The sequence below is a fragment of the Klebsiella sp. 1SOBk5mer genome (assembly GCF_046603115.1).
In the GTDB taxonomy this organism is placed as follows: Bacteria; Pseudomonadota; Gammaproteobacteria; order Enterobacterales; family Enterobacteriaceae; genus Klebsiella; species Klebsiella quasipneumoniae.
This window is the reverse complement of sequence record NZ_JBKIUU010000003.1, coordinates 1-23,697: the sequence shown is the minus strand read 5'-3', so window position 1 is coordinate 23,697 and position 23,697 is coordinate 1. Positions and strand designations below refer to the sequence as shown.

Below are 23,697 nucleotides of genomic sequence, written 5' to 3'. Positions count from 1 at the left end.
ACGCGCCCTGTAATTATATAAGAGGTAGTTTAGCAAACCGTTGATGCCGCCATTTTTGCATTTGTGTCCTCAATGCGGCGGCCACCCGTGACCAGATCAATATTTTGCGCGGTTCGCGGAGAAAGTGGCTTTCCAGGGCGTGAAGGCCAGCGATTGTCCGGTGGCGAACCCGGGGGAGATCAACCTTTAGGCAGAAATTTGCTAGAAAATGTTAATGAGACGCATAAATACGTACTTCCCCTCTCGACGCCGCGCGCCACGCTGCCTATTATTCTTGGGTTTGCTTTTTAAGACGTTTCCGAGGGGAGAGAAAATGCGAGCTGCGATATTAGTGGGATGTGCGGCGCTGTTGCTGTCGGCGTGCAGTAGTGAACCCGTTCAGCAGGCCACGGCGGCGCACGTCACGCCAGGAATGCGGGCGGCGATGAGCGACGCCGGTCAGGCCAACTGCGCCATGATAGGCGGCTCGTTATCGGTAGCTCGTCAGCTCGATGGTTCGGCGATTGGCATGTGCGCGTTGCCGAACGGTAAACGCTGCAGCGAGCAGGCGCTGGCGGGCGGAAGCTGCGGCTATTAATGGCAACCCCGCAGCGGGTTCACCACGCCGGCTAGTGCATCAGGTCGGCGAGCTTATAGACCAGCGTCTGGTCGGCGGTCGCCAGCGTCAACTGGTTTTCCGTCAGATCGACCTGCGCGCCCTCGCGCAGCATCTTACCAATGGTCGCGTCAAGGGTATTGAGCTGGGCATCGTGGCACAGCATCCGGGTCATCGCCAGCGATTTAACCTTCAGCTCGCCGTCCGACACCTTACCTTCCCCGCTGAAGCCGTTGCACATATTGCCCGAAACATACATATTGCCCGTAAGAGCCGTCTTCTCGCCGAAGCTCAGCTCCAGCGGCCGGTCGCCCGCGTTCACCGCCTGGCCGTTGACGCTGGTCAACACGAAACGATGATGCTGTAGCTGTTCCGCGCCGGTGGACACCTTACTGTTATAGACACAGCCGGACAGCAGCAACCCTGCCGCCAGTAATGCCGCAAATTTGTTCATTTTTACTCCAAAACATTCACATTACTAATAAAACAAAGCCAGTGTAACGGTATCGCAGCGGGGATCTGTGGGGATTATCTGAATGTGCTCCCCCGGGGAGAGGAGCACAAATGGGAAAGGAATCAGACGATAGCGTTCGGGCAGGTTTCACCGTTGGCGACCTGCTGCAGATTGCCCAGGGTGGTCTCCGAAATGCTGATCAGCGCCTCGGCGGTGAGGAACGCCTGATGGCCGGTAAACAGCACGTTGTGGCAGGCGGAGAGGCGACGGAAGACGTCGTCCTGGATCACGTCGTTGGATTTGTCTTCGAAGAACAGATCGCGTTCGTTCTCATAAACGTCCAGCCCCAGCGCGCCGATTTTCTGGTGCTTCAGGGCATCGATGGCCGCCTGGGAATCGATCAGCGCGCCGCGGCTGGTGTTAATCACCATCACCCCGTCCTTCATTTGATCGAAGGCCTCGCGATTGAGCAGATGGTAGTTTTCGTCGGTGAGCGGGCAGTGCAGGGAGATCACGTCCGACTCCTTGTACAGCGTGGCCAGGTCAACATATTCCACCCCCAGCTCCAGCGCGGCGGCGCTTGGGTACGGGTCAAAAGCCAGCAGACGCATGCCGAAGCCTTTAAGGATCCGTAGCATCGCCACGCCAATTTTCCCGGTGCCGATCACCCCGGCGGTTTTGCCGTACATGGTGAAACCGGTGAGGCCTTCGAGGGAGAAATTGGCATCACGGGTACGCTGGTAGGCGCGGTGGATGCGGCGGTTAAGCGACATCATCATGCCGATCGCATGTTCAGCGACCGCTTCCGGCGAGTAGGCCGGGACGCGCACGACGCGCAGGCCAAGCGCTTTCGCCGCCTCGAGGTCGACGTTGTTAAACCCGGCGCAGCGCAGGGCGATATACTTCACGCCGTGGGCCTTCAGCTCCTCCAGCACCGGACGGCTGCCGTCGTCATTGACGAAGATGCATACCGCTTCGCAACCGTGGGCGGTTTTGGCGGTTTTCTCTGTCAGCAGGAAGTCGAAGAATTCCAGTTCAAAGCCGTAGGTATCATTAACGTGCTGCAGGTACTTTTTATCGTACTGCTTCGTACTGTAAACCGCGATTTTCATAAGACTTTTCTCCAGTGATTATAACGTCACGGTAGCATATTTAAAATTATCGTACAATTATTAAAAAATAGTTTAAATAGCAGGTGCTTATCCTAATTCTAGAGCATATCGCGGATTTGCGGAATCTCTTTGAAAGACAAAGTTTTTTCACCACAAACTCAGGCTTAAAGCGCCGGGGGAGAGCAGCAGAAACGGCCACAGCAGACCGGAGGTGACGTTAGCCAGCTGAAACGACCACAGCGGCAGGCCGCTGGCGCCGCTGACCAGGGGCAGGGTGGCGCGCAGGGGAGAGAGGAAGCGACTGAAAAAGACCGCCCACAGCCCGCGGCGCTGAAAAAAGAGTCGACTGCGGGCCAGCCGCTCGGCGGTCAGCCAGCGCAACTGCGTGAGGCGGTGACGATAGCGAACGCCTAACCACCACGAGAGCCAGAATCCGCCGATGGCGCCGAGGCTGGCGCTGGACCACATTAACAGGAAATGACCGAGGCTGGCGGAAGCGAATGTCCCCAGCAGCAGCAGGCCGGAGGTGCCCGGGATCGCCAGCGACACCAGCGCGCAGGATTTAGTGAAAGTGAGCAGGAAAACCATCAGTAATACCAATGGATAGTGGCCCTGTGCGCTCTCAATGAGCGAGATAATTAACGACACTGTCTCTCCCGCAAGCAAAACCGAACTGGCTGGAGTGTGGCAGGTAGCGCTTAAACAAAAGCTAAATAGTGACGAGCGATCGCCGCGCCGCGATACCGGCTGGCAACTATGCTTTAACAGGTCGCAAACTTTCACTCACTGGTCGAACGTGTCACAATGGGCGCCTTTCGGCTTTTACTTATGTTGAATCAGGATATTAACTGCCCATGAAGGGTAAATATAAAGCCGCCATCGCGCTGGTGCTAGCGCTGGTGTTACTGCCGCTAACCCTGCTGTTGACGCTGACCCACTGGGTGCCGACGCTGGCGGGCATCTGGCTGCCCGTGGGGACTCATATCGCTTTGCAGGAGAGCCCGCGTCTTACGCGCTCCGCCCTGCTGATCCCCGATCTGCGCTATCTGGTGGGCGACTGTGAACTCGCCCGGGTGACCGATGCCCGTCTCTCGCGCCCCAGCCGCTGGCGGCTGCATATTGGCCAGCTGGAGATCAACAGCGCCTGCCTGAGCAAACTGCCGGCCAGCGATCCCGCGCCGGGGGCGCCGCGCACCCTCGCCGAATGGCAATCAATGCTGCCCTACAGCTGGTTAACCATTGAGAACCTGCGGCTGTCGCCGTGGGAAAAATGGCAGGGGCGGCTGGTGATGTCCTTGACGCCTGCGCAGCAGGATATCGGCTTCGCCGGGAACGATTTGAGCCTGCAGGCGCGCCTGCGCGGCCAGGCGCTCACTGTCAGCCAGTTCAGCGCCCGGCTGACTGACGATCAGCCGCCGGTGAAGCTGGTGGGGACCTTCCATCTGCCGCTGGTGCCGGATGGCCTGCCGGTCGATGGCCAGATGCAGGGTACCTTTGAATTTCCGCAGACCGCAGAATGGATCGATGCCGAGCTGGCGTGGCAGCATAATCGCGGCCAGCTGCTGGTCACCCCGCGCGGCGAGGTGGAGCCCATTCTCGACCTGCCGTGGGAGATCACCCCGGAACGGATCACCATCAGCGACGGCCGCTGGCGCACCCGCTACGAGGCGTATCCGCTGAGCGGCCGCGTGGCGCTGTCGGTCGGTAACTGGCAGCAGGGCACGGAACAGATGATCGTCAGCGGCCGCTTAAATGTGCTCACCGAGGGGCATGCCGGCAAAGGCAACGCGGTGCTGAATATCGGTCCGGGCAAGTTAAGCATGGATAACAGCGACCTGCCGCTGCGGCTCACCGGCGAGGCCAAGCTGGGAGAGATGATCTTTTACGCCGCGCTGCCGGCCCAGCTCAGCGGGTCGCTGGTCAGCCCGCAGCTGGCGTTTCACCCCGGGGCGCTACTGCGTTCGCGCGGGCGGGTGATCGACGCGCTGAACATTGACGAAATCCGCTGGCCGCTGGCCGGGGTGAAGGTCACCCAGCAGGGCGTCGATGGCCGCCTGCAGGCGATCCTCCGCGCCCATGAGCAGCAGATGGGCGACTTTACGTTGCACCTGGACGGCCTGGCGAACGATTTTCTGCCCGACAGCGGCCGCTGGCAGTGGCGCTACTGGGGCGAGGGGCATTTCACGCCAATGCAGGCGCGCTGGGATGTGAAGGGCAGCGGTGAGTGGCGGGACAATGCCATTACGCTGAGCAGCCTCTCCACTGGCTTCGATAAGCTCGAGTACGGCACGATGCGGGTCAGCACGCCGCGTCTGACCCTCGAGCAGCCGATTCGCTGGCTGCGCGACGCTGAGCATCCGCGGCTGACCGGCGCGCTGTCGCTGGATGCGGCAAAAACCACCTTCTCCGGCGGCAGCTATCTCCCGGCGTCGACGCTGAAATTCGCTCTCGACGGCCGGGACCCGACGTGGTTCCAGTTCACCGGCGCGCTGCACGCCGATACCATTGGCCCGGTGCGGTTGACCGGGCGCTGGGATGGCGAACGGCTGCGCGGCCAGGCCTGGTGGCCTAAACAGTCGCTGACGGTATTCCAGCCGCTGGTGCCGCCGGACTGGAAGATGAACCTGCGCGAAGGCAGTCTCTATGCGCAGGTGGCCTTCTCGGCGGCAGCCGGGCAGGGATTTGAGGCGGGCGGTCATGGCGTCCTGAAGGGCGGCAGCGCCTGGATGCCGGATAACCAGATCAATGGCGTCGACTTCGTTCTGCCGTTCCGCTTCAGCGATGGCCACTGGCAGCTGGGCACCCGCCGTCCGGTCTCCCTGCGCATTGGCGAAATCGTCAACCAGGTCACCGCGCGCAACCTGACGGCGGACCTGCAGGGCACCTGGCCATGGAGCGAGGCCAATCCGCTGCAGCTTAGCGACGTCAGCGTCGACCTGTTAGGCGGCAAGCTGACCCTGCTGCAGCTGCGCATGCCGCAGCGCGACCCGGCGCTGATCCGTCTGCAGCACATCTCCAGCAGCGAACTGACCAGCGCGGTCAAGGTGAAGCAGTTCGCCATGTCCGGGGCGGTGAGCGGCGCGCTGCCGCTGTGGCTGGAGAACAATCAATGGATTATCCACGACGGCTGGTTGCGCAATGACGGACCGATGACGCTGCGGCTCGATAAAGACACCGCCGATGCGCTGGTGGCGGACAACGTCTCCGCCGGGGCGGCGATCAACTGGCTGCGCTATATGGAGATCTCCCGTTCATCGACGCAGATTAACCTCAACAATCTGGGCGTGCTGACGCTTAAGGCCGCCATCAACGGCACCAGCCGGGTGGACGGGAAAAGCAGTACCGTGCATTTAAACTACGCTCATGAGGAGAATATTTTCGATCTGTGGCGCAGTTTACGCTTCGGCGACAATTTACAGGCGTGGCTTGAGCAAAATGCCACGCTGCCCGTGCGGCGCTGTACGGACGGTAAGACATGTAAGGAACCTAAATGAAGAAGCTGTTACTGGCCATAGTGGCGTCGATGCTGCTCGCCGGCTGTACGCCGCGTATCGAAATTGCGGCGTCGAAAGAGCCCATCACCATCAATATGAATGTCAAAATTGAGCATGAGATCCATATCAAGGTCGATAAGGATGTGGAAAACCTGCTGAAATCCCGCAGCGATTTGTTCTGAGGCGACGATGAGAAAACGACTGTTAACCGCAGCGCTGGCGCTGACTCTGCTCAGCGCGCCCGCGCTGGCGTTGACCCTGAACGAAGCGCGCCAGCAGGGGCGGGTGGGGGAGACGCTGAACGGCTATCTGGCGCCGCTGCGTCAGGATAAAGAGACGCTGGCGCTGGTGAAACAGATTAACGCCGCGCGCAGTGAAAGCTACCAGCAGCTGGCGGATGACAACAATCTGCCGGTGGATGAGGTAGCGAAAATGGCCGGACAGAAGCTGGTGGCCCGCGCTCAGCCCGGGGAGTACGTCCAGGGGCTGAACGGCCAGTGGCTGCGCAAATAGTTAGCGGCAGCGCTTACGGTATTCGCCCGGCGAGACGCCGAAGCGCTGCTTAAAGGCGGTGGAGAAATGGCTGTGGTCGCTGAAGCCCCAGCGGTAGCCGATCCCCGCCAGCTTTTCGTCGTCATGGACGTTCTGTAACGCCCGGGCGCACAGATCCAGCCGCCGGTTCTTAATATACTGCGCCACTACCAGCCCTTTGTCGGCAAACAGCCGGTAGAGGCTGCGCACCGACATTCCCGTCTCGCTGGCCAGCCACTCCGGCCGCAGGTGTTCCGACTGAATGGACGTGTCGATTAACGCAATGATCTTTTGAAACTGCTGGTCCCGCCGGGACGGGGTCGGCTCGCGCTGGCGCAGTACCGGGCGCAACAGGCAGGCGATCGCGTCCAGCGCCGCCTCACTCTCGCTGGCGGAGAGCGTCGTGCCGCCCATACTCTCCAGCAGCAGTCGCTGACTGAGCTGCACCATCGGCAGAGACTTGTCCAGCCGGCAGGCGGTGGCGATCTCCCCCGTCGGCGCCACCCGCTGGCGCGGCAGCAGCAGCGAAGCCTGACGCGAGGTCTGCTGCCAGACGATAGAGCACGGGCGGGCGGCGTCGATCAGCGTGATATCCCCCGCCGCCAGGGTCACCTGGCGATCGTCCTGTTCGATCACCGCTTCGCCGGCGAGCTGAAACACGGTATAGAACCAGGCGTCGTTATCGCGTTTGATCTCATTGCGTGTGCGGTAGAGATTGACGCCGGCGGCGGTGACCGTGCTGACTTTGAGACTGCCGGCGTAGCGGGCGTCAATCTCGCCGTGAAAGCGTCCCTCCAGCGGCCGGGCGGCGAAATGGCCGCAGACCTGATTGATCGTCGCCAGCCAGCGCTGGTAGGCCAGACCCCCCTCAGCCGTGGTCATCATTCGCCGTTCTCCTGTAATAATAATGTTTCTGCATTGTTGCATTTATGCCGCCTCAGGCAAGGGCGCGATGGCGGTTATATGAAAGAACTATTACCTGCGGCACATTTCTGTCAGGGCAGGCGACGGAATTGCGGCGACTGTCACAGCGGCGCAAACGAATGTCACAGAGAAAAAAGCGCCAGCCGCCAACCGGACATAGACTGAAAGCACTATCCGCGAAGAATAAGGAAAGGGTATGTCCACCTCTCAGATAGCGCTGCTTGCCAGCGTCCAGCAGTTTTTAGACCGTCAGCATGGCCTGTATATCGACGGCGCTCCCTGCGCCGCGCAGAGCGAAAACCGGTTAACCGTCTGGGATCCGGCCACCGGGCAGGCGATCGCCACCACCGCCGACGCCAGCCCGGCGGATGTCGACCGGGCGGTGATGTCCGCCTGGCGCGCCTTCGTCGATCGCCGCTGGGCCGGTCGCACCCCGGCCGACCGTGAGCGCATCCTGCTGCGCTTTGCCGATCTGGTGGAGGCGCACGGCGAGGAGCTGGCGCAGCTGGAGACCCTTGAGCAGGGTAAATCCATCGCCATCTCCCGCGCCTTCGAGGTCGGCTGCACCCTGAACTGGATGCGCTACACGGCGGGGCTGACCACCAAAATCAGCGGCCGGACGCTGGACGTCTCGATCCCGTTCCCGCAAGGGGCCCGTTACCAGGCGTGGACCAAAAAAGAGCCGGTGGGGGTCGTGGCGGGCATCGTCCCGTGGAATTTCCCGCTGATGATCGGTATGTGGAAGGTGATGCCAGCGCTGGCGGCGGGCTGTTCGATCGTCATCAAACCCTCGGAAACCACCCCGCTGACCCTGCTGCGGGTGGCGGAGCTGGCGACCCGGGCGGGCATTCCTGACGGGGTGTTCAACGTGGTCACCGGCAGCGGCGCCGGCTGCGGCGCGGCGCTGACCTCGCATCCGCAGGTGGCGAAGGTGAGCTTTACCGGCTCGACGGCCACCGGGAAACAGATTGCGCGGGTGGCCGCCGACCGACTGACCCGCGTGACGCTGGAGCTGGGCGGCAAGAACCCGGCGATTGTGCTCAAAGACGCCGATCCCCAGTGGGTCATTGAAGGGCTGATGACCGGCAGCTTCCTCAACCAGGGACAGGTCTGCGCCGCCAGTTCGCGGATCTACATTGAAGCGCCGCTGTTTGACACCCTGGTCAGCGGTTTCGAGCAGGCGGTGAAATCGCTGCAGGTGGGACCGGGGATGCAGGAGACGGCGCAGATCAACCCGGTGGTCTCCCGGGCCCACTGCGACAAGGTGGCGGCCTACCTCGAAGAGGCCCGCCAGCAGAAGGCGGAGCTTATCAGCGGCAGCGCCGGGCCGGATGCCGGGGGGTACTATATTCCGCCGACGCTGGTGGTCAACCCGGACGCCGGGCTGCGCCTTACCCGCGAGGAGGTGTTTGGCCCGGTGGTGAACCTGGTGCGGGTGGCTGACGGCGAGGAGGCGCTGCGCCTGGCCAACGACAGCGATTTCGGCCTGACCGCCAGCGTCTGGACCCGCGACCTGACTCAGGCTCTCATCTATACCGACCGCCTGCAGGCCGGGACGGTATGGGTCAACAGCCATACCCTGATTGACGCCAACCTGCCGTTCGGCGGCATGAAGCAGTCCGGTACCGGTCGCGATTTCGGCCCGGACTGGCTCGACGGCTGGTGCGAAACCAAATCGGTCTGCGTGCGTTACTAGCCCTCCGTCGGGGAAGGCGCATCGCTTTTCCCGACATCCCGCTTGCCGACCTCCGCGCTTTCTCGCTACTGTGGAGGGCAATCTTTGCCCGCGCAGGGCGGTGAATGATGAGGAGGTCTTCGGCATGACAGCATTTCCTGAGGTTGCACTAATTGGTCCCGGCGCCATCGGCACGACTATCGCCGCCGCCCTGTTTGCGGTGGGAAGGGCGCCGGTGGTTTGCGGGCGCACTGCCCATACGTCGCTGGTGCTGCGCACTGATGAGGGTGAGATCGTGGTCCCCGGCCCGGTGCTTACCGACCCGACGGCGATAGCCGCCCCCTTCGACCTGGTGTTTGTCGCGGTGAAGGCCACCCAGACGGAGGCCATCGCCCCCTGGCTGACGGCCCTGTGTTCGCCGGACACCGTGGTATGCGTGCTGCAAAACGGCGTCGAGCAGCGCCAGCAGTTTGCCCCTTTGACCGGCGGCGCGACGGTGCTGCCGTCGGTGGTCTGGTTTCCGGCGCAGCGCGACGCCGATGCTTCCGTCTGGCTGCGCGCCGCGCCGCGACTGACGCTGCCGGACCTGCCGGGGGCGGAGCGGGTGCAGCAGGCGCTGGCGGGAACCCGCTGCGCGGTGGAGCTGGCGGCCGATTTTACCACCGTGGCCTGGCGTAAACTGCTGCAGAACGCCGTCGCCGGACTGATGGTGCTGACCGGACGACGCGCCGGGATGTTCGCCCGGGAGGAGATCACCGCTCTCGGACTGGCCTATTTGCGCGAATGCCTGCAGGTGGCGCGGGCGGAAGGGGCCGTCCTGAGCGACAGCGTGCCGGAGGAGATCATCGCCGGTTTTCATCGGGCGCCTGCCGACCTGAGCACCTCTATTCTGATCGATCGCCTGCATGGCCGACCGCTGGAGTGGGATATTCGTAACGGGGTGGTGCAGCGTCGCGGGCGTCAGCACGGCATACCGACGCCGCTCAGCGATATCATCGTGCCGCTGCTGGCGGCGGCCAGCGACGGCCCGGGCTGACCCGGGCTGGCGCGGGGTTAGTCGACCAGGGAGGGATCGAGGTCGATCATCAATTGCTTCATCTCGGCAAAGTGCTGCCGGGAGAAATCGGCAATCTTCTCCCAGTCCTGGGCGGTTTTTTCCGCCACCGCGTCTGACAGCACCTTCAGCGGCTGGCCGGTTGACCAGGCGGTGATCAGGATCTGACAGGCGCGCTCGAGGGTCCAGATATCGTCGAACGCTTCGCCGATGGTCGGGGCGGTCACCAGCACCCCGTGGTTGCCCATCAGCAGACGGCGTTTATCCGCCAGCAGCCCCGCCAGCCGGGCCCCTTCTGCCGCGGTGTCCGCCATCCCGCCGTACAGCGTATCGACGGCGACCCGGTTAAAATAGCGGGCCGTGTTCTGGTCGATGGGCAGGATCTGCGGCGTCGCCAGACAGGCGAGGCTGGTGGTGTACACCGGGTGCAGATGCAGCACCACCCGCACGTCCGGCAGCCGCTGATGGATCTGCCCGTGAATAGCCCACGCGGTGGCATCGACGTCAGGGCGCGCGGCGCAGCTTTCATCATCGGCGTTCAGCACCAGCAGATCGCTGGCGCGGATGCGCGAAAAGTGTTTCCACTTCGGGTTCAGTAAAAACGTCTTCCCGTCGGCGGAGAGCGCGGCGCTGAAATGGTTGGCCACCGCCTCATGCATGCCAAGATGGGCAATGATGCGAAAGGTGGCCGCCAGGTCGATGCGGATCTGCTCTTCATCGGTATCGCGCATGGGCATTACTCCGCTTTTGGCATCAGGGTCTGCAGATCCTCTGCCGTCGGCGCCTGGAAGTGATATTTCTTCAGCAGAGCGGCGTATTCCGGCGTGGCGCTGTATTTTTTCAGCGCCTCTTCAAGGGCGGTTTTCACCTCAGTGTTGCCTTTTTTAACGCCAAAGCCGTTCAGCACCGGATAGATCAGGGTGTCAGAGGCGATCACCACCCGGTCGCCCAGCTTTTCCACTACTCCGCGCGCCACGGCGGCGTCGGTGATCTGCGCATCCACTGCGCGCGACAGCAGCGCCTGGGTGGTCTGCGGGTCGGTGGTATAGACGCTCAGCGCAATCGGTTTCAGCCCCTTCTTCACGCAGTAGTCGGCGGAAAGCTTCTGCAACTGCGCCAGCCACGAGGTGGCGCCCATCGAGCCGATTTTATGCCCGCAGAAGTCTTCCGGGGTCTTTGGCTGATAGTCGCTCCCTTTACGGGCGAGGATCGCTTCCCCGCTTTTCAGGTACGGCACCATGTCGATCACCTTCAGGCGCTCGGCGGTAATGTACATCGACGAGTTGGTGATATCGAAGCGCCCGCCCTGCAGTCCGGGGATCAGGTTGGGGAAGCGGGTATCGATATTCACCGCCTCGCGGCCCATGCTCTTCGCCAGGCCGTCGAGCAGTTCAATATCAAACCCCGCCGGCTTATTGTTCTCCATATACTCGTAAGGGAAAAAGGTCATGTCCGAACCGGCGGTGATCTTGCCGCTTTGCTGGAAAGCCAGCGCGTTCAGGGATGTCAGAGCCCCCGCTGCGCAGAGCAGCAGAGCCAGCGGGCGTGGTGCGAAAAAGCGTGTCATAAAACCTCCGGAGTGTGGGCGAATTACATGCTGGCGCGATCGGCACCGGCCTGCTGAACAAAAAACGAAGCGCCGCGCGGCTTCTGCGGCAGACGAAGCTGGTTATCGGTGCTGCGCACCAGACCGCTCTCTTCCCCGGCCACCAGCTGGCCGGCATGGCGGCTCGGCAGCGGGTTTTCGCCGAAGGGCAGCGCATCCTCGGCGGCGTAGACGCTGATGAACAGGGTGCGCGGCAGGGCGGTTTCGTTGGGGCTGGAGGCGTGCAGCAGGCGGGTATGCATAAAGCAGACTGAGCCCGCCGGGCCAAAACAGGCCTGCGGCTGCTGGCAGTGAGTCGTCACCACCTCGTCATCCACCGCTCCGGTGAAGCGCCCCTCCTGCCAGTGGGACCACAGCGGCCCCTGATGGCTGCCCGGCACCACGTTGAGCGGGCCATTCTCCGGCGTCACCTCGCTGACCATCAGCAGGGCGGTGATGATGTCGTCATTGCTGTGCGGGGTGAAGAGGAAATCCTGATGCCATTTCACCTCGGTGGCGGTGTGCGGCAGCTTGGAGTTAATTTTGCTGTGGTGAAAGCGGGTGCCGCTGCCGCCGATCAGCTGCGCGGCGATGGTCGCCATCCGCGAGTTGAGCGCAGTATGGCGATACGCTTCGGAGATCTCCGTCGGGGAGGCGACCCGGCGCAGCGACGGATGGTCGGGAGCATGGTCGCGCTCGATATCGAAGCGCGGCCGCCCGTCGAGGGTTTTCCCCCACGCCGACGCGTGGCGGCGGCTCTCCTCGACCCAGCCGTCAAAATCGCTCTGCAGAGTGGCGATGTCGGCGGCGGAAAGCACCCCTTCGACCACCAGATAACCCTGCTGATGAAACTGCTCAATTTGCCACTGCGCAATCATAGTTTTTCCTCTTCACGTCCCGATAGTTAAGCCAGAGAAACATCTTTCAGAAAGGCCTCGACCCGCGGGTGTTGCCCGCTGCGCATCGCCTGCGGCGTGTCATCGCACACCACCCGGCCTTTCTCCATAAACACGATCCGGTCAGACACTTTGAAGGCGAAGTTCATCTCGTGGGTGACGATGACCATCGTGATGCCTTCATGGGCCAGGGATTCGATAACCTGCAGCACCTCATTCACTTTTTCCGGATCCAGCGCCGAGGTGGGCTCATCGAACAGCATGATCTGCGGACGCATCATCAGGGCGCGGGCGATTGCCACCCGCTGCTGCTGACCGCCGGAGAGCTGGTGCGGATACTTCCAGGCGTGCTCCAGCATGCCCACCTTGTGCAGCAGCTCGCAGGCGTGCTGGCGCAGCTCCGCGTCGCTTGCCAGATGGTGATAGCGCGGGGCCAGCAGCAGATTGCCGAACACGGTCAGATGCGGGAACAGGTTGAAGCTCTGGAACACCATGCCGATATTCAGACGGTGTTCGGCATTCTCCATAAAGCGCGGCTTCTGCTGCCCCTGACGGTCGAGATGAATAAAGGGCTGGCCGTTAATCTGAATTTCGCCGTTGTCGATCTGCTCAAGACCGTTCAGCAGGCGAATGAGGGTGGTTTTTCCCGAGCCCGACGGGCCGATGACCGACACCACTTCGCCGGGCTGGATCTGCAGGCTCACCGCCCCCAGCACTTCGACGTTGTTGTAGGCCTTATGCAGCTTAGAGGCCTGCAGCGCCGGCTCATGGCCCTGGGAGACGCTGCGCGCCATCGCCGGGCGGCGGGCGGTCGCCAACTGCTGCATCTCGGCATCCACCGGCCGGGCGGTGTCGCGTCGGGTGACATCGAGGTAGTTCTCCAGCCGTTTCAGCAGAAAATCGAACACCGTGACGATAAAGATGTAATAAAACGCCACGGCGGTCATGGTCTCCATGACCAGAAAGTTCTGCGAGTAGAGCTGCTGGCCGACCATCAATATTTCGGTCAGGGAGATCACCGACACCAGCGAACTGAGCTTCACGATGGCGATATACTCATTGGCCAGCGCCGGCAGGGCGACGCGCAGCGCCTGGGGAATGATCACCCGCCACTGGATCCCGGCGTAGCGCAAACCCAGGGCCCGCGCGGCTTCACTCTGCCCGCGGGGGATGGAAAGCAGCCCGCCGCGATGGATCTCGGCGATATAGGCCGCTTCGCTGAGGACCATCGCCAGCAGGCCGGCCCAGAAGGGGTCGTTCAGCACCGGCGCGAAGGAGGGCAGCGCCTGCGGCATGTTGTAGACAAAAATCAGCAGGACCAGCAGCGGCATACTGCGAAATAACCAGATATACAGCCGGGCAGGGGTGGATAACCAGCCGCGCGGCGACTGTTTAGCCAGCGCCAGAATAAATCCGAGCACAATACTGCAGCCCCAGGTTAGCAGACTTAATTTAATGACGGTCCAGGTGGCCCACCAAAAATCGGCATCGCTGAGCAGGCTTAACATGTAGTTCCAGTTAAACGTCATGGGCTATTTCACTCGTCATAATTAACCTAAATGAAAGCGGCTCGGCTGTGCATTAATGGGGAGCCGCCGGTGTTCATCGTGCGAATACACTATGCTGGCAGGATGCTTTCAGAGGCAATTAGTAAATTTTTGGTCTTTAAGTTTAAAAAAACTATACAGCGTTATTAACGATATGGAATTTAAAGTGATTATCAGGATACTTTGCGTAAACAATTTAAAAACAATAGCTGTAATTTAATAACGCCATTTTATGCAGACAGGTTATTTTGCGCGAAACTGGGGCGACCGCCGCCTGCTCAATGTGCAGCGTGATGCATGATGGTGCAAGCGGGGAAATAAACCGCGCCGGCGCGGGAGGAGAAAAAATAATATCGCCCCCTGGCGGGCAATGCGCCGCCATTCTTCGCGGGTGGCACGCGGATTGCTTGGGACTTAGAGGAAAACTATTCCCCGCGTGCGCCGGACCATATTTTATCAATGGTGATGCTATGAACCGATTTACCCTGAAGCAGCTCAAATATTTCGTCACCGTGGTGGAGACGGAGAGTATCGCCGAGGCCTCCCGCCAACTGCACATTGCGCAGCCGTCGATTTCCATTGCTATTAAGAATCTGGAGAGCACCTTCGACCAGCAGCTGTTTATTCGCCACCATGCGCAGGGCGTCTCGCTCACCTCCAGCGGTCGGCGGATCTACGATAAAGCGAAGGAGCTGCTGCGCCTGTCCTGGGAATTTGAGCAGAATTCGCGAGCGGATAAAGAGCTGGTTTCTGGCATGATCTCCATTGGTTGCTTTGAGTCGGTGGCCCCGCTGTATATGCCGAAGCTGGTGGCCGGGTTTAAGAAATGCTATCCGGAAATTACGCTGCATCTGTATGACGGCGAACAGCATGAGCTGATGCATGGCCTGCACCGCGGCCGCTTCGACCTGGCGCTGGTCTACGATCTGGAGCTCGGCCACTCGATCAATAAAGAGCGGCTTAATGCCCCGCATAAACCCTACGCGCTGCTGCCCGCCGCGCATCCGCTGGCGCAAAAGGCGCAGGTGACGCTGCAGGAGCTGAGTCGCGAGCCGATGATCCTCCTCGATGCGGTCCCGAGTAAAAATTATTTCATCTCCATCTTTAAGGAAAAGGGCTATCACCCGGAAGTGGCTTACAGCTCCCCCTCTATCGAAATGGTGCGCTGTATGGTCGGCCAGGGGCTCGGTTTTTCGGTGCTGGTCACCCGGCCCTGCTGCGATATGACCTACGATGGCGAAAGGGTGGTGCAGCGGGATATTGCCGACGACATGCCCGCCTCAACCTTAATTATGGCGCACCTCGCTAATAATGAGCCGACGCGGCCGACGCAACTGTTTATGGATTATTGTCGCAGTATCGAATTAACCCCCTCTCACGGCTGAAATAATGCCTGTCGATCCGGCAGGCGTTATTTTTTCTGTCGCCACTCAGCCTCGTAAAATTCTATTCAGTCGATCGTTTTATAATATTTTACCAATTCGTCACAGTTAAATAACCTGAAAGCCGTCAATTCCGGCGACCTCGTCGGCAACTGTGCTTGAAGGATAGAGAAATGACTGAACAGATAACCGAGATCGATACCCTGGTGGTCGGCGCGGGGCAGGCGGGCGTCGCCATGAGCGAGCATCTGACCCGGCTGGATATCCCCCATCTGGTGCTGGAGAAACAGGGTATTGCCCAGGCCTGGCGCAGCGGGCGCTGGGATTCGCTGGTGGCCAACGGCCCGGCCTGGCACGATCGGTTTCCGGGGATGGTGTTCCCTGACTGCCCGCCGGACAGCTTTGTCGGCAAAGAGCAGGTTGCGGACTATTTTGCCGCCTATGCCCGCAGCTTCAATGCGCCGATCCGCACCGGGGTGGAGGTGTACAGCGCCGAACGCCTCGCCGGGCGTCCGGGCTTTCGTGTCGACACCTCCGAGGGGGTGATTGAGGCGCAGCGGATCGTGGCGGCTACCGGACCCTTCCAGCGCCCGACGATCCCGGCCATCGCCCCGCAGAGTGAGGCTATTCAGCAGCTCCATTCGGCGCACTATTTTAATCCGCAGCAGCTGCCGGAGGGCGGCGTGCTGGTGGTGGGGGCCGGATCCTCCGGCGTGCAGATTGCCGATGAGCTACAGCGTGCCGGACGCGCGGTGTGGCTGTCGGTGGGGGCGCACGACCGGCCGCCGCGTCGCTATCGCCAGCGCGATTTTTGCTGGTGGCTCGGCGTGCTGGGGATGTGGGACGCGGCGGCCAATGCGCCGGGGAAAGAGCATGTCACTATCGCGGTGAGCGGCGCGCGCAGCGGCCATACCGTCGATTTTCGCCAGCTGGCGCATCAGGGGGTCACCCTGGTGGGGCAGACTCGCGGCTTTGACGGCGCCAGGGCGCTGTTCCACCCCGACCTGGCCGAGAATATCCGCCGCGGCGATGCCTCCTATCTTGCGCTGCTCGACGCCGCCGACGACTGGGTCGCGCGCAACGGTTTGGATCTGCCCGAAGAGCCCTCCGCCCGTGACTTTCTGCCCGACCCGGCCTGCGTCAGCGACCCGCTGCTTAGCCTCGACCTGGCCGAGGCCGGGATCGGCGCCATCATCTGGGCGACCGGCTATACCACCGATTATCGCTGGCTGAAGGTCAACGCCTTCGATGACGCGCAGCGGCCGCAGCATCACCGCGGCGTGTCGACGGAGCCGGGGGTCTATTTCCTCGGCCTGCCATGGCTGTCGCGGCGCGGGTCCACCTTTATCTGGGGCGTCTGGCACGATGCCAAATATATTGCCGACCAGATCGCCATTCAGCGCCAGTATCAGCGCTACCAGCCGTCCTGATAACCGATTCCTGAAGGAGTGCTTTGATGCCAACCCATACCCGTATTCGCATGTTTAACACCAAAGAGACCTACCCAAACCAGGCGCTGAATAACGATCTGTGCCAGGCGGTGCGGGCGGGGAATACCGTCTACGTTCGCGGCCAGGTCGGCACCGATTTCGCCGGCAACCTGATCGGCCTCGGCGACCCGCGGGCCCAGGCGGAGCAGGCGATGAAGAATGTCGAACAACTGCTGAAAGAGGCCGGCAGCGACCTCTCGCATATCGTCAAGACCACCACTTATCTGATCGACCCCCGCTATCGCGAGCCGGTCTATCAGGAGGTGGGCAAATGGTTGAAAGGGGTCTTCCCCATCTCCACCGGGGTGGTGGTGTCGGCCCTGGCGCAGCCGCAGTGGCTGATGGAGATTGACGTCACGGCGGTGATCCCCGACGACTGGCAGGGGGAGGCGACAGAATGACCCTCTCCCTTACCGCCCGCTGCCCGGAAACGGGTCAGTTGGGCATCGCCATTAGTTCATCGAGCATGGCCGTCGGGTCGCGCTGTCCATGGCTGCTGCCCGGCGTGGGGGCGGTTTCCAGCCAGAATATTACCCTGCCGTCGCTGGGGCCGCAGATCCTCAGCGCGATCGAGGCGGGGGCCAGCGTTGAGCAGGCCATGAAACAGGCTCTGGCGGAGGATCGCTTCCGCGAATATCGCCAGGTCGCGGCGATTGACGCCAACGGCGACACAGCGGTGTTCAGCGGGGAGTTCACCCTCGGGATCGGCGGCGCCCTGGCGGGGGATAACTGCGTGGCGGCGGGCAATATGCTGGCCAGTCAGGGCGTGATCGCCGCGATGGTGGGCGCCTTTGAGGCCGCCACCGGTGAGCTGGCCAGCCGGCTGCTGGCCGGGCTGCGCGCCGGGATCGTCGCCGGGGGCGAGGCCGGCCCGGTCCACTCGGCGGCGGTGAAGGTGGTGGATGATTACCCGTGGCCGGTGGTCGACCTGCGCATTGACTGGGCGGAGGCGGATCCGCTGGCGGCCCTTGAGCAGCTGTGGCTGGCGTGGGAGCCGCAAATGGAGGCCTATATTACCCGGGCGCTCGACCCGCGCGAGGCGCCGGCCTATGGCGTGCCTGGCGATGAATAACACGCCGGGAGCGATCCTTGCCGCGCTGCTGGCCTTTGATACCACCAGCCGCCATTCGAACCTGGCGATGATCGACTGGATCGCCGATTTTCTCGCCGCCCGCGGCGTGGCGTCCCGCCGCTTTTATGACCCGTCGGGCGGTAAGGCCAATCTCTACGCCCGCCTGGGGCCGTCCGGCGGCGGCGGGGTGATGCTCTCGGGCCACACCGACGTGGTCCCGGTGGACGGGCAGGACTGGAGCGTGCCGCCGTTTAGCCTGACCGAGCGCGATGGCCGCTACTACGGCCGCGGCAGCGCCGATATGAAGGGCTTTCTCGCCTGCGTGCTGGCGGCAGTGGATGACTTTCTGGCGGCGCCGCTGCGGATGCCATTGCATCTGGCCTTCTCCTATGATGAAGAGGTCGGCTGTCTCGGCGTGCGTAGCCTGGTGGCGTTTCTGCAGGCCTCGCCGGAGAAACCGGCGCTGTGCCTCATCGGCGAGCCGACGGAGATGCAGCCGGTGTTCGGTCATAAAGGCAAACTGGCCATGCGCTGCTGTATCGAGGGCCAGGCCTGCCATTCGGCCTATGCCCCACAGGGCGTGAACGCCATCCGCTACGCGGCCAGGCTAATTAATCGCCTGGATCGGCTGGGCGCGGGTCTGGCCCGGCAGCAGGACAGCCGCTTCTCGCCGCCCTTCAGCACCCTGCAGGTGGGCACCATTCAGGGCGGCGCCGCGCTGAACATCGTCCCGCAGTCCTGCCGCTTTGATTTTGAGATCCGCTACCTGCCGGGGATGCGTCCCGAAGCGGTCACCGAGGCGCTGGCGGCCTACGCCCGCCGCCGGCTGCTGCCGGAGATGCGCCGGGTCGGCGGTGAGAGCGACATCCAGTTTCAGCTGTTGAGCCACTACCCGCCGCTGCTCAGCGATCCGCAGTCCGACTTCGCCCGCTGGCTGGCGCAGTGGTGCGGCAGCGATCGGTTTTCCACCGTGGCGTTCGGCACCGAAGGGGGGCTGTTCGATGAGATGGGCGTCGCGACCCTGGTCTGCGGGCCGGGCAGCATGGCCCAGGGCCATAAGGCCGATGAGTACATCAGCATCGACCAGACCGAACGCTGTATGACGATGCTGGGCCAGCTGTGCGCCTGGATGTGCGCCGAGCCCGCAGAACCGCTTACCTGATCCACCCACACAGGAACCCAAGCGATGCACAATCAACACTCTCCCCATATCGATCAAGCGACTGTCGACCGCTGGCAGGCGGATGGCGTGGTATTACTGAAGGGCGTTTTTACCCCCTGGGTTGAGCGCCTCGCCGAGGGGGTCACGGCGCTGATGGCCAGCCCCAGCGAATATGGTCATGCGCGCACGGTGATCCCCAAAGATGGCTCGCCGCCTTTCTTTCAGGATTACTGTAACTGGTCGCGGATCCCGGCGTTTAGCGAGTTTGTCTTCCAGTCGGCGGCCGCGGAGATCGCCGCGGCGCTGATGCAGTCGCAGACGGCGAAATTTTTCCATGAGCATACGCTGGTCAAACCCGCCGGAGGCAGCACGGTCACCCCCTGGCATCATGATCAGCCGTACTATTGCGTCTCCGGCCGGCAGAACGTCAGCTTCTGGATCCCGCTGGACCCGGTAGCGGAGGCCACCTCGCTGCGCTGCATTCGCGGGTCGCATCGCTGGGAGGCGGAGTACAGTCCCACCCGCTTCAATGGCACAAAGCTCTACGAGCACACCCGGTTCAGCGCGCTGCCGGATATCGACGCCCATGAGGATGAGTACGATATCGTCAGCTGGGCGCTGGAGCCGGGGGACGCGGTGGCCTTCCATTTTCGCACCGTCCATGGCGCCCGCGGCAACCCCGGGGCGCGGGCGCGACGGGTCTTCTCCGCCCGCTGGGTGGGGGATGACGCCGCGTTTGCCGACCGCGGCGGCGTGACCTCGCCGCCGTTCCCCGAACTGACTCTGCGGGACGGCGACCCGCTGGATTCGCCACTGTTCCCCCAGGTCTGGCCACCGACGTAAGCGGCTGCGGACGGGATCTGCTATGATCCCGCCTTTCGTTGTCTGGAGCCTGTCGATGTTCAATGACGCCATTGTTTATGACCGCTACGGGCCGCCGGCCGCGGTGCTATCGCTGAAACGCACCCCGCTGGCGCCGCTGGCCGGCGGACGGGTGCGGGTCAGGATGCGCTATGCCCCGGTGAATCCCTCAGATCTGATCCCCATTACCGGCGCCTATCGCCACCGTACCCGACTGCCGGCCGTGCCCGGCTACGAAGGCCTTGGCGAGGTGGTCGCCGCGCCGTTCGGCAGCCGACTGACCGCGGGCCAGCGGGTGCTGCCCCTGCGCGGGGGCGGCACCTGGCAGCGGTTTATCGATCTGGATGAGACCTGGCTGGTGCCGGTTCCCGCGGTGGTGGACGATCTGCTGGCCGCCCGCGGGTATATCAATCCGCTGACCGCGATGCTGATGCTCAGACGCTGGCCGGTTGCCGGGAAACAGATCGTGCTGACCGCCGCCGCCTCCTCTTGCGCCAGCCTGCTGGGGCAGTGGGCGTTGGCCATGGGCGCCCGTTCGGTAAGCGGGATTATTCGCTCGCCGCAGCATCGGGCGCGTCTGGAGCTGGCCGGGATCTATCCGATCCTTGAGGCCGACCGGGCGCTGGTGGAGAAGGTCAGCCAGCACAGCGATCTGGTGTTTGACGCGGTGGGCGGGGAGCTGGGGAACACGCTGTTGTCGGTGCTGCCCGCGTCATCGACCCTGATCTCCTATGGCTTATTATCCGGACGGCCGCTGATCCAGACGCGCGCCAGCGCGGCGGTGCGCAAGTTTCATCTGCGGGAGGCGCTGCCTGGCCTTAGCGTGGCGGCATGGCGGGCGGCGTTCGACGAGATCTGGCAGCGGCTGCCGACGACCACGCAACCGCCGGCCCGGCGGGTGGCGTTGAACGACTGGCGGGAGGCGATTGCCGCCGCCGGCCAGCCGGGAAGAGGCGGTAAAATCCTGCTCGATTTCACCGTGGGTTAAGATTACTGTTTCTTCTCGCCGAGGGTCGGCGTTTCGTCAAAGAAGTTCCATGGCTTCAGCAGGGCGTGCGCCCATTCGGTTGGCATGATCGGCCACTCTTCAGCCCGCGCCACGTGGGTGGTGCCGGTGGTGATCCACACCACGTCATCCTGGTGCGCCAGCGACTCATCGTCCTTCGCATACTGGCCTAACCCGGTATCGTGAGCGGAGCGGTTGGGGTATTTGCCTTCCGGATAGCGTTCGCTCGGGTGGTAGCGCGTCACCCACAGCTGTTTATCCATAAAGCTCAGACGATGGTAGATCCACTCGTCCGGGGCGAATTTTGCGCCGGTCGCCGCCGGATGGGTGCCGCCGGCGTAAGGGATGATCTGGTAAGAGACCGGGTTGCCCATGCGGTTCTCTTTGCTGATGTTGCTCAGCAGGCGAATCGTGCCCGGGTCGAATTTCTGCGCCGCTTTCTGTTCGCTGTCGATCGTGTACTGATTCACCTGCATGGTGCTGGTGCGCGGGCCGCCGGCGGTGTTGGGCTTCACCTCCGGGTCCATCGCCACCAGGGTGTTGTTTTCGCCGTCCACGTCGAGGTCGAGACGGAAGTTATAGATATGCTGGTGGGTGGTGCCGACAATATTATGGTCGATCAGCGTTCCGTAGCGGGTATCCTCTTTGGCGCTAGGGTCGTGCATGGTCTTCGCCAGCACGCCTTTCACCGCCTCAATCCCGGTGGCGCCGGCGTCGATACCGATGGTGCCGTTGTCGTGGAATACCCAGTCAAAGATATAGTCGTAGTTGCCGACGGTGCTGATCCAGCGCACCACCAGCTCCCGGCGCTCGGTACTGACGTTGGGCTTGCCCATCTCCAGGTGCTTATATTCCGGCCCGGCGTAGCGCTCGAAGATGGCGACAGCGTGCGGGATGGTGGTCGGCGCGCCGGTGTAGTCGGCGATGGTTTCATCCAGCAGCACCGCATTCGACGGCGCGTCTTTGCCGCGTACAATCGGCGAGGTCAGGGTGCCCATGCCGTAATCGCCGGAGTCCAGATAGGCTTTGAAATACCAGCCGACGTCGGGGTCGCCGTAGGGGACGATCATCCCGCCGAGGGAACCTTCATACATCACCTGGCGTTTTTTGCCGTTATCGTTGTAGGTCACCGTCGAGAGGATGGGCCCGACGCGCGAGTTAAGACGCAGGTGGAAATCCCAGTTCCGCCAGTGAATGGTATCCCCGGTAATGGTGTAGTTTTTGCCTTCCGGTTCAGTAATATCCAGCGGTTTCACTGCCGGGGCGTTGCGGTCCCGGCCATCATACGGCCGCGGTTCCATCGGCACCGGGATCACCGGGCCTTCCTCGATTTTGATGATTTTCTTCGCTTCCAGGTCGACCACCGCCACCAGGTTTTCAATCGGGTGCGCCCAGTAGTTGCCGTCGCCGGTATCGAGATAGCTGACCACCTTCAGCAGGCGCGCATCCTGCTGCAGGCCATCTTTGCCATCGAAGTAGCCAACGGTGAGCGGGGTGGTGACCACTTTTCCAGGATCGGTAATCCCGTGCTTTTTCAGCACCGTCGCGAATTCACTGCTGGCGTTGATGATGTTCTGCACGCTGGCGAAATCATCGAGCAGCACCATGCCGTGGGCGCCTTTGATCGGCGTCCATGAGAGGATTTTTTTGTGTTGCAGATCGACCACGGCCTCCATCACCTGTTTGCCATCCAGCATCACAACATCGGCAGTGCGCGGCGCATCCACTGGCGTACCCTGCAGGGCGAAGGCCCATACCGCCGCTTTATCCGGCTCATGCAGGGAAATTTCGCTAAACCGGGTATTAGGCTGGAATTCCGGCGCGGCTTTGACAATGGTCACCGCGTCGCTGATTTCCGCTGCCGAGAGCGAGTTTAATGGGTGAGGGCGCTTTTCCACCTGGAAGGTCTGGTCGAGACCGGACTGGAACACATCGTTGATAAAGGTATCGGAGACCCAGGCTTTACCGTCCTTCATCACCACCGGCACCGGCAGATCAAGGGTTTTGCCGTTGACGATCGCGGTTTTAGCGCCGGGCTTCACTTTGACGTAAGCGCCGTCTTTTATCAGGGTAAACATTTGCGCATAGTCGTCCCACTGCACGTCAGCGCCAAACGCCTCCAGCGTTTTATCCAGTGGCACCATGTGCGCCTCGCTGCCGTGAGCGAAGACCGGGGATTGCCAGGCGCAAACCACCGCCACGGCCAGCGCCAGCGCGGTTTTACGAGGGGAAAATTTCAAGCCGTTTGCCATGATGACCTCATCTTATTGTTGTGTTGTCTTATGCCGCTGCGAATGTCGGCTTTGTCACCCTTAAGCTACCAGCCCGCGGCGCCGGGGCGTTTGTTTGCTCTTGCCAGGTTATTTGTCAGGTTTGCCAGACGGACGTAAAAAATGCCTCCGCAGAGGCATGGAGCACGTGCGCCGATTTTGTGCCGGGTGGCGGCTGCGCCTTACCCGGCCTACCTGTCCGGGTCTGACTGCCAGTAGGCCCGCGCAAGCGCAGCGCCGCCGGGCAAGGACAGCGGGCACGTGCGCCGATTTTGTGCCGGGTGGCGGCTGCGCCTTGCCCGGCCTACCTGTCCGGGTCTGACTGCCAGTAGGCCCGCGCAAGCGCAGCGCCGCCGGGCAAGGACAGCGGGCACGGAGCCGGTTTTGTGCCGGGTGGCGGCTGCGCCTTACCCGGCCTACCTGTCCGGGTCTGACTGCCAGTAGGCCCGCGCAAGCGCAGCGCCGCCGGGCAAGGACAGCGGGCACGTGCGCCGATTTTGTGCCGGGTGGCGGCTGCGCCTTACCCGGCCTACCTGTCCGGGTCTGACTGCCAGTAGGCCCGCGCAAGCGCAGCGCCGCCGGGCAAG

The 23,697-nt window shown here is 62.4% G+C and carries 22 protein-coding genes; 13 read left to right on the top strand and 9 right to left on the bottom strand.

Annotation, left to right across the window (positions count from 1 at the left end; all coding sequences use genetic code 11):
• Nucleotides 1-313: 313 nt before the first annotated feature.
• On the top strand, nt 314-577 hold the full coding sequence (locus ACLH1U_RS08890; RefSeq protein ID WP_008805145.1) for a DUF333 domain-containing protein: 264 nt from the start codon (nt 314-316) through the stop codon (nt 575-577).
• Nucleotides 578-608: 31 nt separating this feature from the next.
• On the opposite strand, the gene hslJ is transcribed toward ACLH1U_RS08890, so the two are convergent.
• The 3 genes from hslJ to ACLH1U_RS08875 form a co-directional block, all read right to left on the bottom strand.
• The gene (gene hslJ, locus ACLH1U_RS08885) at nt 609-1,049 is read right to left on the bottom strand and encodes a heat shock protein HslJ (RefSeq protein WP_023289430.1); all 441 of its coding nucleotides are present in this window, start codon (nt 1,047-1,049) and stop codon (nt 609-611) included.
• 122 nt (nt 1,050-1,171) lie between these two features.
• Nucleotides 1,172-2,161, bottom strand: a complete 990-nt coding sequence (locus tag ACLH1U_RS08880; RefSeq protein WP_032452619.1) for a 2-hydroxyacid dehydrogenase — start codon at nt 2,159-2,161, stop codon at nt 1,172-1,174.
• A gap of 147 nt (nt 2,162-2,308) precedes the next feature.
• Nucleotides 2,309-2,809 carry a DedA family protein gene (locus ACLH1U_RS08875; protein WP_023289432.1) on the bottom strand — a complete coding sequence of 167 codons (501 nt, stop codon included), beginning with the start codon at nt 2,807-2,809 and terminating at the stop codon, nt 2,309-2,311.
• 206 nt (nt 2,810-3,015) lie between these two features.
• Here ACLH1U_RS08875 and ACLH1U_RS08870 point away from each other — a divergent pair, with 206 nt between their 5' ends.
• Genes ACLH1U_RS08870 through ACLH1U_RS08860 form a run of 3 tightly spaced genes read left to right on the top strand, consistent with a single transcriptional unit; the run spans nt 3,016 to nt 6,168 of the window.
• The gene (locus ACLH1U_RS08870) at nt 3,016-5,655 is read left to right on the top strand and encodes a YdbH family protein (protein WP_411299200.1); all 2,640 of its coding nucleotides are present in this window, start codon (nt 3,016-3,018) and stop codon (nt 5,653-5,655) included.
• The gene (locus ACLH1U_RS08865; RefSeq protein WP_004204017.1) at nt 5,652-5,837 is read left to right on the top strand and encodes a YnbE family lipoprotein; all 186 of its coding nucleotides are present in this window, start codon (nt 5,652-5,654) and stop codon (nt 5,835-5,837) included. Before ACLH1U_RS08870 ends, ACLH1U_RS08865 begins: the two co-directional genes overlap by 4 nt.
• Before the next feature lie 7 nt (nt 5,838-5,844).
• Nucleotides 5,845-6,168, top strand: coding sequence for a YdbL family protein (locus tag ACLH1U_RS08860; RefSeq protein ID WP_023289434.1), 324 nt, complete (start codon nt 5,845-5,847; stop codon nt 6,166-6,168).
• On the opposite strand, the gene feaR is transcribed toward ACLH1U_RS08860, so the two are convergent.
• Entirely contained in the window at nt 6,169-7,071 is a 903-nt protein-coding gene (feaR, locus tag ACLH1U_RS08855) for a transcriptional regulator FeaR (protein WP_411299199.1), read from the bottom strand.
• Between the two features lie 235 nt (nt 7,072-7,306).
• On the opposite strand from feaR, the gene ACLH1U_RS08850 reads away from it, so the two are divergent.
• Nucleotides 7,307-8,806 (top strand): aldehyde dehydrogenase family protein, encoded by a 1,500-nt coding sequence (locus ACLH1U_RS08850; protein ID WP_101861523.1) that lies wholly within the window; start codon nt 7,307-7,309, stop codon nt 8,804-8,806.
• A gap of 124 nt (nt 8,807-8,930) precedes the next feature.
• Nucleotides 8,931-9,821 (top strand): oxidoreductase, encoded by an 891-nt coding sequence (locus ACLH1U_RS08845; RefSeq protein WP_048334934.1) that lies wholly within the window; start codon nt 8,931-8,933, stop codon nt 9,819-9,821.
• A 17-nt stretch (nt 9,822-9,838) separates the two neighbouring features.
• Here the strand turns inward: ACLH1U_RS08845 and ACLH1U_RS08840 are convergent, their stop codons facing one another.
• Genes ACLH1U_RS08840 through ACLH1U_RS08825 form a run of 4 tightly spaced genes read right to left on the bottom strand, consistent with a single transcriptional unit; the run spans nt 9,839 to nt 13,849 of the window.
• Nucleotides 9,839-10,570 carry a class II aldolase and adducin N-terminal domain-containing protein gene (locus ACLH1U_RS08840; RefSeq protein WP_032452631.1) on the bottom strand — a complete coding sequence of 244 codons (732 nt, stop codon included), beginning with the start codon at nt 10,568-10,570 and terminating at the stop codon, nt 9,839-9,841.
• 5 nt (nt 10,571-10,575) lie between these two features.
• Nucleotides 10,576-11,406 (bottom strand): ABC transporter substrate-binding protein, encoded by an 831-nt coding sequence (locus ACLH1U_RS08835; RefSeq protein ID WP_032452632.1) that lies wholly within the window; start codon nt 11,404-11,406, stop codon nt 10,576-10,578.
• 23 nt (nt 11,407-11,429) lie between these two features.
• Nucleotides 11,430-12,302 (bottom strand): phytanoyl-CoA dioxygenase family protein, encoded by an 873-nt coding sequence (locus ACLH1U_RS08830; RefSeq protein WP_105491379.1) that lies wholly within the window; start codon nt 12,300-12,302, stop codon nt 11,430-11,432.
• Nucleotides 12,303-12,328: 26 nt separating this feature from the next.
• Nucleotides 12,329-13,849: an amino acid ABC transporter permease/ATP-binding protein gene (locus tag ACLH1U_RS08825; RefSeq protein ID WP_023289441.1), complete on the bottom strand. Its 1,521-nt coding sequence runs from the start codon at nt 13,847-13,849 to the stop codon at nt 12,329-12,331.
• Between the two features lie 488 nt (nt 13,850-14,337).
• On the opposite strand from ACLH1U_RS08825, the gene ACLH1U_RS08820 reads away from it, so the two are divergent.
• The 7 genes from ACLH1U_RS08820 (at nt 14,338) to ACLH1U_RS08790 (ending at nt 20,822) form a co-directional block, all read left to right on the top strand.
• Nucleotides 14,338-15,252 (top strand): LysR substrate-binding domain-containing protein, encoded by a 915-nt coding sequence (locus tag ACLH1U_RS08820; protein WP_004204026.1) that lies wholly within the window; start codon nt 14,338-14,340, stop codon nt 15,250-15,252.
• 170 nt (nt 15,253-15,422) lie between these two features.
• Complete coding sequence (locus tag ACLH1U_RS08815) at nt 15,423-16,679, top strand: flavin-containing monooxygenase (protein ID WP_411299198.1); 1,257 nt, start codon at nt 15,423-15,425, stop codon at nt 16,677-16,679.
• A gap of 26 nt (nt 16,680-16,705) precedes the next feature.
• The gene (locus tag ACLH1U_RS08810; RefSeq protein WP_044522612.1) at nt 16,706-17,140 is read left to right on the top strand and encodes a RidA family protein; all 435 of its coding nucleotides are present in this window, start codon (nt 16,706-16,708) and stop codon (nt 17,138-17,140) included.
• A complete protein-coding gene (locus tag ACLH1U_RS08805) occupies nt 17,137-17,811 on the top strand; it encodes a DUF1028 domain-containing protein (RefSeq protein WP_044522615.1) in 675 nt (224 codons plus the stop codon). The genes ACLH1U_RS08810 and ACLH1U_RS08805 overlap by 4 nt, the downstream gene beginning before the upstream one ends.
• Nucleotides 17,789-18,973 carry an acetylornithine deacetylase gene (gene argE / locus ACLH1U_RS08800; protein WP_411299197.1) on the top strand — a complete coding sequence of 395 codons (1,185 nt, stop codon included), beginning with the start codon at nt 17,789-17,791 and terminating at the stop codon, nt 18,971-18,973. Before ACLH1U_RS08805 ends, argE begins: the two co-directional genes overlap by 23 nt.
• 24 nt (nt 18,974-18,997) lie before the next feature.
• Nucleotides 18,998-19,816 (top strand): phytanoyl-CoA dioxygenase family protein, encoded by an 819-nt coding sequence (locus ACLH1U_RS08795; RefSeq protein WP_139620384.1) that lies wholly within the window; start codon nt 18,998-19,000, stop codon nt 19,814-19,816.
• 22 nt (nt 19,817-19,838) lie between these two features.
• The gene (locus ACLH1U_RS08790; protein ID WP_194859489.1) at nt 19,839-20,822 is read left to right on the top strand and encodes a zinc-dependent alcohol dehydrogenase family protein; all 984 of its coding nucleotides are present in this window, start codon (nt 19,839-19,841) and stop codon (nt 20,820-20,822) included.
• Between the two features lie 2 nt (nt 20,823-20,824).
• Here ACLH1U_RS08790 and tynA read toward each other — a convergent pair whose 3' ends face one another.
• The gene (gene tynA, locus ACLH1U_RS08785; RefSeq protein WP_411299196.1) at nt 20,825-23,092 is read right to left on the bottom strand and encodes a primary-amine oxidase; all 2,268 of its coding nucleotides are present in this window, start codon (nt 23,090-23,092) and stop codon (nt 20,825-20,827) included.
• Nucleotides 23,093-23,697 lie beyond the last annotated feature (605 nt).

Bases quoted from the DNA above. Each gene is read 5' to 3' on its own strand.
- ACLH1U_RS08890 (WP_008805145.1), top strand. From the start codon at position 314: ATGCGAGCTGCGATATTAGTGGGATGTGCGGCGCTGTTGCTGTCGGCG.
- hslJ (WP_023289430.1), bottom strand. From the start codon at position 1,049: ATGAACAAATTTGCGGCATTACTGGCGGCAGGGTTGCTGCTGTCCGGC.
- ACLH1U_RS08880 (WP_032452619.1), bottom strand. From the start codon at position 2,161: ATGAAAATCGCGGTTTACAGTACGAAGCAGTACGATAAAAAGTACCTG.
- ACLH1U_RS08870 (WP_411299200.1), top strand. From the start codon at position 3,016: ATGAAGGGTAAATATAAAGCCGCCATCGCGCTGGTGCTAGCGCTGGTG.
- ACLH1U_RS08865 (WP_004204017.1), top strand. From the start codon at position 5,652: ATGAAGAAGCTGTTACTGGCCATAGTGGCGTCGATGCTGCTCGCCGGC.
- ACLH1U_RS08860 (WP_023289434.1), top strand. From the start codon at position 5,845: ATGAGAAAACGACTGTTAACCGCAGCGCTGGCGCTGACTCTGCTCAGC.
- feaR (WP_411299199.1), bottom strand. From the start codon at position 7,071: ATGATGACCACGGCTGAGGGGGGTCTGGCCTACCAGCGCTGGCTGGCG.
- ACLH1U_RS08850 (WP_101861523.1), top strand. From the start codon at position 7,307: ATGTCCACCTCTCAGATAGCGCTGCTTGCCAGCGTCCAGCAGTTTTTA.
- ACLH1U_RS08845 (WP_048334934.1), top strand. From the start codon at position 8,931: ATGACAGCATTTCCTGAGGTTGCACTAATTGGTCCCGGCGCCATCGGC.
- ACLH1U_RS08840 (WP_032452631.1), bottom strand. From the start codon at position 10,570: ATGCGCGATACCGATGAAGAGCAGATCCGCATCGACCTGGCGGCCACC.
- ACLH1U_RS08835 (WP_032452632.1), bottom strand. From the start codon at position 11,406: ATGACACGCTTTTTCGCACCACGCCCGCTGGCTCTGCTGCTCTGCGCA.
- ACLH1U_RS08830 (WP_105491379.1), bottom strand. From the start codon at position 12,302: ATGATTGCGCAGTGGCAAATTGAGCAGTTTCATCAGCAGGGTTATCTG.
- ACLH1U_RS08825 (WP_023289441.1), bottom strand. From the start codon at position 13,849: ATGACGTTTAACTGGAACTACATGTTAAGCCTGCTCAGCGATGCCGAT.
- ACLH1U_RS08820 (WP_004204026.1), top strand. From the start codon at position 14,338: ATGAACCGATTTACCCTGAAGCAGCTCAAATATTTCGTCACCGTGGTG.
- ACLH1U_RS08815 (WP_411299198.1), top strand. From the start codon at position 15,423: ATGACTGAACAGATAACCGAGATCGATACCCTGGTGGTCGGCGCGGGG.
- ACLH1U_RS08810 (WP_044522612.1), top strand. From the start codon at position 16,706: ATGCCAACCCATACCCGTATTCGCATGTTTAACACCAAAGAGACCTAC.
- ACLH1U_RS08805 (WP_044522615.1), top strand. From the start codon at position 17,137: ATGACCCTCTCCCTTACCGCCCGCTGCCCGGAAACGGGTCAGTTGGGC.
- argE (WP_411299197.1), top strand. From the start codon at position 17,789: ATGGCGTGCCTGGCGATGAATAACACGCCGGGAGCGATCCTTGCCGCG.
- ACLH1U_RS08795 (WP_139620384.1), top strand. From the start codon at position 18,998: ATGCACAATCAACACTCTCCCCATATCGATCAAGCGACTGTCGACCGC.
- ACLH1U_RS08790 (WP_194859489.1), top strand. From the start codon at position 19,839: ATGATCCCGCCTTTCGTTGTCTGGAGCCTGTCGATGTTCAATGACGCC.
- tynA (WP_411299196.1), bottom strand. From the start codon at position 23,092: ATGGCAAACGGCTTGAAATTTTCCCCTCGTAAAACCGCGCTGGCGCTG.